This window comes from Duganella sp. Root198D2 (assembly GCF_001428585.1).
Taxonomy (GTDB): domain Bacteria; phylum Pseudomonadota; class Gammaproteobacteria; order Burkholderiales; family Burkholderiaceae_D; genus Rugamonas.
Window position 1 is genome coordinate 61338 of record NZ_LMIC01000012.1, and the last position, 11048, is coordinate 72385.

Below are 11048 nucleotides of genomic sequence, written 5' to 3' on the forward strand. Positions count from 1 at the left end.
GGTGTCATGCCCGCAAGGATTCGATGTCGCGTATCAGTTCACTGGTGGCGATCGGGTCGAGGATCGCCAGGCTTTCGGCCGCCTTGATCTCCCCCCAGCTGGAAGGTGAGCCGACCGAAATGGTTTGCAGCGTTTGTTCAGGATATTCGTCAACCATGCCCACGATGATGCCGGGATCAAGCCTCAATTCGATCACCCTGGTTTGGTTGAGCGGCTTGTGGAAGAACCAGATGCCGCCGCCATCCTGGGCCTGCCCGCGCCGCCAGCCTTTGTTGACCAGGCCAAGCACGCGGCCGGTGGGAACGACTGCGCCTTTCCAGCGCTCCAGGACCGTCACTGCCTGCTCGTCGGCGCCCAGTGCATAGGTATCGCGCCCAAGCTGGGAGAACGGCTGCAGCAGCTCATAGTCCGCAAACAGCTGGCCGAACTGCGCCGCAACTTCCGCCGCCAGTTCGAGCGCATGCGGCAGGCCCACGCGGATATTCGCACCTTCCGGCATTGTGAAGCGGTCGTCCTCGCCCGTGGTCCAGCTGCCATCCTCCGCCACGCGGAAGCATGCCAGCAGTCTGCCGCCGGCGTTCTCGCCATCCGCCACTTCGTAGGCGCCCCACACCAGGCGCTGCACCAGGTGGCGCACCAGAGGATGGCCGGCCAGGAACATGCGGAAGTGTTCGGGCAGCCAGCGGCGTTGGCTGCACATGGCCCACTCCAGCCTCACGACCTGCTGGCTGGCGATGGTGCGGGCGTCTTTCTTCAGCAACTTGTAGCGGTCGACGGCGGCACCGGCCAGCGCTTCGTCGTCGCTCTGCTTTGGCTTGGGCAGGTCGGCCAGGCGCTTGCCTTCGCTGTCGCGAACATATGGCTTCAGCGCCTCGTCGAAACCAACGCGGAACTGGCGCGGTCCGAAGTCCAGCAGCACGCTGCCGTTGTCGTCCAGGCCCAGGTCGGGCGCCAGGCGGTCTTCCAGTTCCTCGGTGGTCAGCTCGCGTGCCTCCGCGATCTTGTCGATCTTTTCGCGCGCCTTGTCCTGCAGGCCCTTGAACTTGACCTTTTGCGCGATGCCGTTCAACAGCATCAGGGCCGTGTCGGTGCCGATGTCGGCCAGCACGTCCAGCGCCGATACGGCACGGGCATGCGCCGATTCCCCTGGCCAGGTGCGGATAAATGGGGTGAGCTTGCGCGCCGTGTCGTCCGTTCCCAGCCAGCCCATGGCGGTCATGGCCCAGCCTTCCTTGGAGTTGCCGCCTGCATTCAGCCAGGACGAGAAGCAATCCCAGGCGAAGTCCGCCAGCGATTCGGCAGTGCAGGCATCCTTGACCTGTGCGATGCCCGGGTACAGCCCATCCACAGTCGGGAACATCAGCATGGTGCCGATGTGGTCCAGCGCACTGTCCGGCACTGCCTTGCCGGCACCGGCGCCGCAGCTGTCATTCAGAACAGGGCGGCGCCATCCCAGCGGCGCCCAGAAGTCTGGCAGCTTGGGCAGCTTGGCGGGCAAGCGCTCAAGCGGATCTTCATCGAGCAAAGCACGCAGCGCTTTGGCGATCGCCGCATCCTCGTAACGCGCGGCCATTTCGAAGATCAGGGCCTCATGGCCGTTCGCGCCCAGGTAGCGCAGCGCCGACGCCGCGCAATCCCGGTCCTCGCCCGCCTTGCCAAGCGCCGGCGCGAGCAGGCCGCAAATGGCATGCGCGGGGAAGCGCAGCAGCCACTGGCGGGCGTCTTCCTTGATCTTCTTGAGTTTCGCGGCTGCGCGCGCCATAGGCAGCGCCAGGCCGGTGGAGCCAAAGCATTTGGCCAGGGCACCTACGTCGTTGGTGCGTCGCGCCACCATCGCTTCGAAGCCGGGAAGCGCCGGTAAGCCAAGCTTGGCAAGCAGGCCGGCGACACGGGGATGATACGGGTCAACCTCGCGTTCCAGCTTGTTCCAGGCCTCTGCACGCATCGCTTCCGGCAGCAGCGCAAGCACCACCGCACAAACCTGGCGACCAGGGTATGCCTCCTGGTACAGGCGCCATGCCTCGGCCAGCCCGTTGGTATCATTGTTCTCAATGGCCTTGACGGCCAGCGCCCTGATGGTCAGCTGGTCGGACGCATCGCCATAGAAGCCGAGCTCCCAGGCCAGCGAGACCGGATTCGAAGGTTCTTTCCTGAAGCGCCCCCACATCTGGCTGTGAGCCGCAAGCCATTCCTCGCGGTCGATACCATCCCAGCGCTCGACCGGCGCCAGCGGCAAGGGCGGCACGACCAGTGCCGCAGCCGGCTTCTTGCGCGGCCGCAGCCAAGGCGGATCGGCCAGTACGCCCGGCAAGTCCTCCCGAGCCGCGACCGGCATCGAGGTGCCCAGTTTCTCAAGCTGGCGTTGCAGCAGCGCTTGCGCTGCAGGGCTCAGCCAGGCCATCAACTGCGGAACCTGATCGGCATGGATACGCAGCAGCGTCGTGAGGGACGTCTGCAATACTTCGCCCTCCTTGCCACGCCGCTCTCCAAGCTCCGCCAGCGCGGCAATGCCCGCCAGCGGCGCATGCGCCAGCGCAGCAGAGAAGTTGGTACGCGCCATTTTCAGCGATATGGCGGTCCACGTATTGGTATCGGAAACCACGGCAAGTACCTCAGCGAGCAATTTGATGGCTTCCGGGGTACCGACATAAGACATGGCTTCGCAGCCTGGTTCGCTGTAAGGCATCAATTTCAGGATTGCGAAGGCATCTGCCCCGCGCTCCTGTACGACCGTCGCGGCCAGCATCGGATTCCTGCACCAGCGCTCGTGATCCGAAATCTTGATGTCGAACTTTTCTGCCAAGCCGGGATCGCTGGCCGTCATCAACAGGAGTGGCAAGGTATGGGCCGCTTGCCCCTTGGCCAGTTCGGGCGCCAGGCGATCGGAAATCTCCGGCCGCTCGGGCAGTTGCGCTGCCAATCCTGCCTTGCGCATGATATGAACAGTGGGAATGGCGTGCTCGATCTTGTCGGCGCACACCTGCCATACCGCTTCCGGCGCTGACGAAAGCTGGCGCCGCATGGCGACTTCGACCGGCGTAAGTGGCTCCGATACGCCAAGTTCAGTGGTGATGACGGACCTGGCGCTGACCTTCCGCTTTAAGTTGCCCGCGTTCGTCCAATGCATCTGTATCCGCTGCATTTCGATGAAGGCGTCGACGCAGTGCTCCAGGCCTTTATGCTTGGCCAGCGCGTGAACCATATGTTCCGCCAGCACATCGTTCTTGCCCTCCCAGTCCCACGGAAGCTTGGCAGCCATGGCCAGCAATACCGCGTCCGACAGCACGGAACCGTCCAGGGTCCGGGTCCGCAATCTCTCCCATGCTTCTTCAAATGCCGGACGAAGTTCGGCGTACGTCGCCTCGGCATCCGGCAACTGGCATTCGAAGATGCGGCGGAATACGTCCGTTGCATCGACCGCCGGTACGGGCTTGGGAAAACGGCGCGATGGCAAGGCTGCTGCCGCCAGCTTCCGGGGTAATGCAACCGGCACCCAGTGCACCAGCCACGGCGGCGTGGTCGACGGATCGGCGGCAGCTACAGGCGCTGCGGCGGCAGCGGGGGCTGGAACAGCAACTGCCGCATCAGGCGCCTCAGGCTTCGGCTCGGCCAGAGGCTTGGGAGCAGCCTTGCCAATCGAAGCTGGCGTAATATCGATTTCGACATAGCCCTTGCCGGTCTTCTCGGCGATGAGCTTCGCCATGGCGGCGCCGCACTTGGCGTCGTCGGCGAAGGATTTGGTCTGGCTCTGTCCCTGTGTGCCGATGCGGCCCCAGCGCAGGTTCAGGTCCAGCCCACCCTGTTCAATTTCCCAAAACTTGTTCGAGCTGCTGTCGGAGAATTCAAAGCGGCGCATTGGAGTTCAATCATTCAGAAAGTTTGCAGGCATTCATGCCCGCAGGGATTCGATGTCACGTATCAGTTCACTGGCGGCGATCGGGTCCAGCGGGGGTGCGCCCACCGTGACGACTTCCAGCGCCTGCTCCGGGTTCTCGCTGACCATGCCCGCATAGATACCTGGTTCGAACGTCAGCTCGATCATCCTGGCGCCGCCAACCGGTTTCTGGAACGAGCAGAACGTGCCGCCGCCAATCATATCGCCGCGCCGCCAGCCCTTGCTGGCCAGGCCCATGACGCGGGTGCTGGCGACCAGCATTCCCTTCCAGCGCGCGAGCTGCGCTTGCGCCAGCTCGCCGGCATCCAGTGCATAGGTATCGCGCCCCAACTGGGCAAACGGCTGCAGCAGCTTGTAGTCGACAAACAGCTGGCCAAACTTTGCGGACGTTTGCGGAGACAACTCCAGTGCATGAGGCAAACCCACACGGATGTGCTCACCTTCCGGCAGCGTGAATACATCGTCGTCGCCATTGGCGTAGCTGCAGTCTTCCGCCACGCGGAAGCAGTCCAGCAATTGTGCCCCGTCCTCGCCTGCCGCGTAGACGCCCCAGACCAGGCGCTGCGCCAGATGACGCACCAAAGGATGCTCGACCAGGAACTGGCGGAAATGTTCTGGACGCCAGCGGCGGCGGCTGCACATCGCCCATTCCAGGCGTGCGACCTGCTGGCTGGCGATGGACCGTGCATCTTTCTTCAGGGTCTTGAACCGTTCGACCGCGGCGCCGGCCAGCGCCTCGTCATCGCTCTGTCTTGGCTTGGGCAGGTCACGCAGCATGTTGCCGTCTTCATCACGTACAAAAGGCTTCAATGCCTCGTTGAAACCGGCGCGGAAGCGGCGCGGACCGAAGTCCAGCACCATGGTACCGTCCTGCCCGAGACCCAGGTCGGGCGCCATGCGGTCTTCCAGCTCCTCGGTCGACAGGCCGCGCGATTCGGCAATCTTGACGATCTTGTCGCGCGCCTTATCTTGCAACGGCTTTTGCTTGGCCTTCTGCGCGACGCTGTTCATCAGCATCAGCGCGACCTCGCTGCCGATGTCGGTCAGCACGTCGAGCGCAGCTACCGCACGTGCATGCGCCCCTTCCGGTGGCCACGCCTTGATGAATGGCATCAGCTTGCGGGCGGTATCGTCCGTACCGAACCAGCCCAGAGCGGACATCGCCCAGCCCTCCTTGACGGCGCCGCCGGTATTCAGCCAGGCCATGAAACAGTCCCAGCTGAAGTCCGCCAGCGACTCTGGAGTGCAGGCATCGCGCAGCTGTGCGATGCCGGGATAGACTCCGTCGACGGTCGGGAACATCAGCATGGTGCCGACATGGTCGAGCACATCGTTCGGTATCGTCTTGCCGGCACTGGCGCCGCAGGTTTGATTCAATACCAGGCGGCGCCACCCGAGAGGCGACCAGAACGCAGGAAGCTTGGGAACCTTGGCCGGCAGGCGCTCGAGCGGGTCTTCATCGAGCAGCGCACGCACCGCGGCGGCGACGGCCGCATTCTCATAGCGTGCCGCCACCTCCATGACCAGGGATTCATGGCCCTTCGCGCGCAAGTAGCGCAGTGCCGACTTTGCGCAATCGCGCTCCTCGCCCGCCTTGCCCAGCGCCGGCGCAATCAACGCGCAAATGGCATGCTCGGGGAAGCGCAGCAGCCATTGGCGCCCCTGCGCTTGCAGCTTCTTGAGTTTGACCGCAGCGCGCGCCATCGGCGCCGCCATGCCGACAGAACCGAAGCGCGGGGCATACTCGACCCCCTGGTCGAAGCGGTGGCGCAGCATCTCCTCAAAGCCTGGAAGCGCCCGCAAGCCGAATTTGGCGAGCAGGATTTCCATGTACCTGCCACTGGCATCCACTGCACTGGAAAGCAGGTTCCAGGTTTCAACGCCCATATCCCCCGGCAGCAGCGTAATGAATGGCGGATAGAGACGCGCCCAATTGTCGCCAGGCGCGTAAAGACGCCAGGCCGCTGCCAGCGCCGTACTATCGGCGCCGGCGATGGCCAGCACCGCCTGCCTGCGGGCTTCGTCGCCAGCCGGCCCCGGGTTACGGCTGAAGCCCAGTTCCGCCACCCACACCGCAGGATCCTTGAGTGCTCGCTCGAAGGCTTCTTCCCACCATGGGGTCGGCTGGGCCCATGCTTCACGATCGACGTCATCCCATCGCTCAACCGGCGCCAGGGGCAGGGGTTGCAGGTCCAGGGGCGCAATGGCCTTCTTGCGTGGCCGCAGCCACGGAGGATTCGCCAGCACGGCCGGCAGGTCTTCAAGCGCAGCTTCTGCCAGGGAGGTACTGACCTGGCCTTGCAGGCGTTGCAGCAATGCCTGCGCCGCCGGGCTGACCCAGGGCAGCAATTGGGGGATGCTGTCGGCATTCAGGCTGACCAGCGCCGCCAGGCTGGACGACACGACCGCTCCTGACTTGCCCGGCTTTTCGCCGAGTTCCGCCAACGCAGCGATGCCAGCCAAAGGCCATTGCTGGAGCGCGGCCGCAAGGCGGGCAAGCGCGGTCTTGGTCGTGATCTCGGTGTGCCAGCGCCAATATCGAGGATCGGAAGTCCGCGCCACGGATTCAACGAGCAGCTTGATGGCATCTGGCGTGCCGATCTGGGTCAGGGCCTCGCTGACGGCATCGCGCGTGACCGCAACGCTGAACGACGAACATGCCTGCACGCCCTGTTCCGCCAGGATGCTCGCGGCCAGCATCGGGCTGCTGAAATAGCGGTCGACGTCCGGCATTTTTTCGCCCAGTACCCGTAGCAATTCCGGCTCATTGGCCGATATCAGCAATAGCGGCAAGGTCGAATGCGCAGGGCTGCCGATAAGTTCTTGTACCAAACGGTTGGACAGCTCGGGACGTTCCGGCAACTGCGCGGCCAGTGCTGCCCGGCGCAGGAGCGGGGTGGATGGCAGCGCTTTCTCGATCTTGTCGGCACAGGCTTGCCAGACCGCCTCCGGGGCATTGGACAGCTGGCGGCGCAAGGCAATTTCAACTCCGCAGAACGGCTCATGCAGGGCCAGTTGAAGGAGGCCGGTGCACTCGATGGTCGCCATCCGCTTCCCGGTCATCCGCGATAGATAGAGTCCCGCGTGCAGTTTCAGCATTGCCAAGAAAACATCGACGCAATATTCCAGCCCTTTGTGTGCAACGATGGCATCGAGCATCAACTCGCCAAACGGATGTTCGTCCCCTTTATCGCTGCGGAACAGGGAATTGTTTGACACGGCAAGCAGGACGGCATCCGACATCAGCGAACCATCCAGGGACTGCTCTTGCAGCCGCCTTGACGCTTCCACACATGCAGGACGGACCTCGGCATCGCACTTTTCGTGCACGATTTCGATGGCGTCATTCAGGCGGCGGAATATCTCCTTGGGATCGACTTGCGGGACCGGCTTTGGCGCGCGGCGCGAAGCCAGCGCCACCTGCGTCATCTTTTTCGAAATCGCCAGGGGTTCACCCTGTGCCAGCCAGGGTGGTGTCGTCATGTCGGGGAGCTCAGTACGGTGCATCAAAATCCAGTTACACAAAGAAGCGTTGTAATTTTGACTTTAACACGCGTCCGATCAGGTTAACAAGGACTCGATATCCCGCACCAGTTCACTGGCGCTGACCGGATCGAGACTGGCGATGCTACCCTCCCGCATTGTGATAGCACCGATTGCCTGCTCCGGATAGTCGTCGGTCATGCCTGCGATAATGCCGGGGTCGAGCATCAGTTCGATCACGCTGGATCCTCCCACCGGCTTGCTCAAAAATGAGACACCGCCGCCGTCCATGGACGATCCGCGGCGCCAGCCCTTGCTGGTCAGTCCCAGCACCCGGCCAGTTGCCACCACCTTGCCTTTCCATCGTTCCAGCGTCTCCGCCGCCAGCTCCCCGGCTTCGAGCCGGTAGGTCTCGCGGCCAAGCTGGGCAAAGGGTTGAAGCAACTCGTAGTCGGCAAACAGCTGGCCGAACTGCGCTAACGCCGCCTGCGGCAGTTCGAGCGGATGCGGCAGGCCGACACGGAATTCCTCGCCTGCCGGCAGCGCAGTGTCGTAATCGTCCCAGCCCGTGTAGCCGCCTTCTGCGGATACGCGGAAGCAGGTCAGCAACTTTCCGCCAGTGGCTTTCCCGTCTTCCAGCGCATAGACGCCCCAGACCAGGCGCTGCACCAGGTGCCGCACCAGCGGATGGTCGGCCAGGAACTGGCGGAAGTGCTCGGGGCGCCAGCGGCGGCCGCTGCACATCGCCTGTTCCAGGCGTGCCAGCTGCTGGCTGGCGACGGTGCGGGCATCCTTTTTCAGTGTCTTGAAACGCTCGGCTGCGGCGCTGGCCATCGCTTCGTCGTCGCTCTTCTTCGGCTTGGGAAGATCCTTCAGGCGCGTTCCGTCGCTCTCCCGGACACAGGGTTTCAGCGCTTCGTCAAAGCCGACGCGGAACTGGCGCGGGCCAAAGTCCAGCAGCATGCTGCCGTCGTCGTCCAGGCCAAGGCGGGGCGCCAGGCGGTCTTCCATTTCCTCCCTGGCCAGGCCGCGGTTTTCTGCGACCTGGTCGATCTTCTCGCGGGCCTTGACCAGCAGGCCGGTAAACTTCACTTTCTGCGCAATGTCGTTCAGCAGCATCAGCGCGACATCGCTGCCGATATCGGCCAGCACGTCGAGCGCCGCCACTGCGCGTGCATGCGACCCTTCGCCCGGCCAGGAACGGATGTAGGGAGCGAGCCGGCGCGCCGTGTCGTCATTGCCCAGCCATCCAAGTGCCGACAGGGCCCAGCTTTCCTTGGAAGGCCCGCCGGCGCTCAGCCAGGCGGTAAAACAATCCCAACTGAAGTTGGCCAGCGACTCCGCCGTACAGGCCTCCTTGAGCTGCGCAATGCCGGCGTACACGCCGTCCACTGTCGGCAAGGCCAGCATGGTGCCGATATGATCCAGCGCTTCATCCGGCAATGCCTTGCCGGCATTGGCGCCGCAGGTATCGTTCAAAACAGGGCGGCGCCAGCCAGCCGGCGCCCAGAAGTCGGGCAGCCTGGGCATTTTGGCGGGCAGCCGTTCGAGCGGATCTTCGTCGAGCATGGCGCGCACGGCAGCGGCGACTGCCGGATCCTCATAACGCCAACCGATACCGACAATCAGGGATTCATAGCCGTTTGCGCGCAGGAAGCGCAGCGCCGACAGGGCGCAATTACGCTCTTCGCCTGCCTTGCCGATCGCCGGAGCGATCAAGCCAGCGATGGCATGCTCAGGAAAGCGCAGCAGCCAGCGGCGCGCGTCGTCCTGCAGTTTCTTGAGCTTGGCCGCAGCGCGCGCGATGGGTCCAGCGAGTTCCACCGCGCCGATATACGGCGCCAGCGGCAGCATCTTGTCGAAGTGCTCGCGCATCATTGCCGCGAAACCCGGCACGGCTGCCAGGCCAAACTGGCTAAGCAGGTAATCCACGCCATAAGACTCCGCCTCGCCAGCCAGCGCATTCCAGGTTTCGAGGCCCATTTCCCTCGGCAACAACGTCAGGAAGCGGGTGCAGAGCTGTGCCCTCTCATCGCCTTCGCGGTAAAGCTGCCAGGCTTCGGCAAATTCCTCGCTGTCGGCATTGGCGATGGCTTGTGCTGCCATGCGGCGCGCTTCATCGCCGGCATATCCCGGATTGCGGCAGAACCCGAGCAAGTCCACCAGTGCTGCGGTGGACTTGCGCGCCTTGTCGAAGTCTTTCGTATGCCAGCGGTCGAGGGAAGCCCACTGTTCACGGTCGATGCCGTCCCAGTTCTCGACCGGCGCCACGGGCAAGAGCTTCAGCGCAGGCGCGGCAACGGCCTTCTTGCGGGGGCGTAGCCATGGCGGGTCAGCCAGCACGCCCGGCAGGCCTGCCAGCACCGCCGTTGGTGTCGAAGTATCGTTATTCTCGCCCAGGCGTTGCAGCACGGCCTGGGCCGCAGGACTGACCCAGGGCAGGAGTTGCTGCACGTGTCCGGGATTGGCGCGCACCAGTTTCGCCAGTTCCTCCTGCAGCATTTCGCCGTCCTTGCCACGCAGCCCGCCAAGTTCGGCCAGGGCTGCGATGCCCGCCTGCGGCCATTGCTTCAGCGCGGCCGCCAGGTGGCGCAGCGCCGTCTTGCGTTCAGCCAGCCACCACATCATGTCGTCGGCCATGCCGCGCGCCGGCGTGGCGCAATACACTTCCGCCAGCAGCTTGATGGCTTCCGGCGTTCCGACCTGGCTCAAGGCGATGGTGGCCCCGGCACTGCTTGCGACCAGCTTCAGGATCGGGACCGCGGCGACGCCCCGCTCCTGCACCACGGTCGCCACCAGCATCAAATCCGAAGTCCAGCGGTCGTCTTCGAGCAGGTCGCGGCCGAGCATGCCGTGCAGTGCCGGATCATTCGCCGTCAACAGCAGCACCGGCAGGGTGAGTGATGTCTTGCCTTTGCCGAGCGTGTGCATCAGGCGGTTCGACACTTCCGGACGTTCCGGCAGCTGCGCCGCAAGGCCGGCCCTGCGCACGGCAGGCACGTTCGGGATCGCGCGTTCGATCTTGTCCGCGCAGGCATTCCAGACCGATTCCGGCACTGAGGACAACTGCCGCCGCATGGCAACTTCGGCCGGGGAGAGGGGGTGGCGGTCGCCGAATTGGCGGGTAACCGTGCGCGTCACGCTTACCCGCCAGTCCTTGTAGTTCTTGTGCGCCAGCTTGACCTGCAAGCCCTGCATCCCGATGAAGGCATCGACGCAATATTCCAGGCCCTTGTGTTCGGCAATCGCATCGAGCACACGCTCCCCGAGTGGCGCTTCGCCCTTTTCCTGGGAGCCGTGGGCTGGATCGTTTGCGAGTGCAAGCAGGATCGCGTGCGACAGCAGCGAGCCGTCCAGCGAGCCGGTAAGCGTACTCATCCACGCATCGGCAAAGTCGGCACGCAGGTCGGGGTCAGTGGCAGCGATATCCGGTTTTTCGATCGCGCCCAGGCGCAGCAGCGCCGCTTCGGCATCGGCCTTCGGCACCGCTTTCGGGAAGCGGCGCGATGGCAAGGCCGCCGCGGCCATTTCAGGGGAAATCGAAAGCGGCACGCCCTGGGCAAACCAGGGCGGTGTCGGGCTGTTGTCGGTGAAATCGAGGCGGCGCATGAAGTCTTATTACCAAGAAGAAATATTATCTTTTCGACTATATCATGCAGGTGTGGGCCCG

General features: G+C 64.0%; 3 protein-coding genes. All 3 read right to left on the reverse strand.

The features are described from left to right. Positions 1 to 4 precede the first annotated feature (4 nt). Positions 5 to 3856 (reverse strand): WGR and DUF4132 domain-containing protein, encoded by a 3852-nt coding sequence (locus tag ASE26_RS12795; protein WP_057246361.1) that lies wholly within the window; start codon positions 3854 to 3856, stop codon positions 5 to 7. Between the two features lie 33 nt (positions 3857 to 3889). Then, complete coding sequence (locus ASE26_RS12800; protein WP_162259172.1) at positions 3890 to 7378, reverse strand: DUF4132 domain-containing protein; 3489 nt, start codon at positions 7376 to 7378, stop codon at positions 3890 to 3892. 78 nt (positions 7379 to 7456) lie between these two features. After that, positions 7457 to 10987 (reverse strand): DUF4132 domain-containing protein, encoded by a 3531-nt coding sequence (locus ASE26_RS12805; protein WP_057246363.1) that lies wholly within the window; start codon positions 10985 to 10987, stop codon positions 7457 to 7459. Positions 10988 to 11048: the final 61 nt, after the last annotated feature.

What these genes read in the sequence shown, in the direction of transcription:
- ASE26_RS12795 (WP_057246361.1), bottom strand. Translation starts at nt 3,856, where the DNA reads ATGCGCCGCTTTGAATTCTCCGACAGCAGCTCGAACAAGTTTTGGGAA.
- ASE26_RS12800 (WP_162259172.1), bottom strand. Translation starts at nt 7,378, where the DNA reads ATGACGACACCACCCTGGCTGGCACAGGGTGAACCCCTGGCGATTTCG.
- ASE26_RS12805 (WP_057246363.1), bottom strand. Translation starts at nt 10,987, where the DNA reads ATGCGCCGCCTCGATTTCACCGACAACAGCCCGACACCGCCCTGGTTT.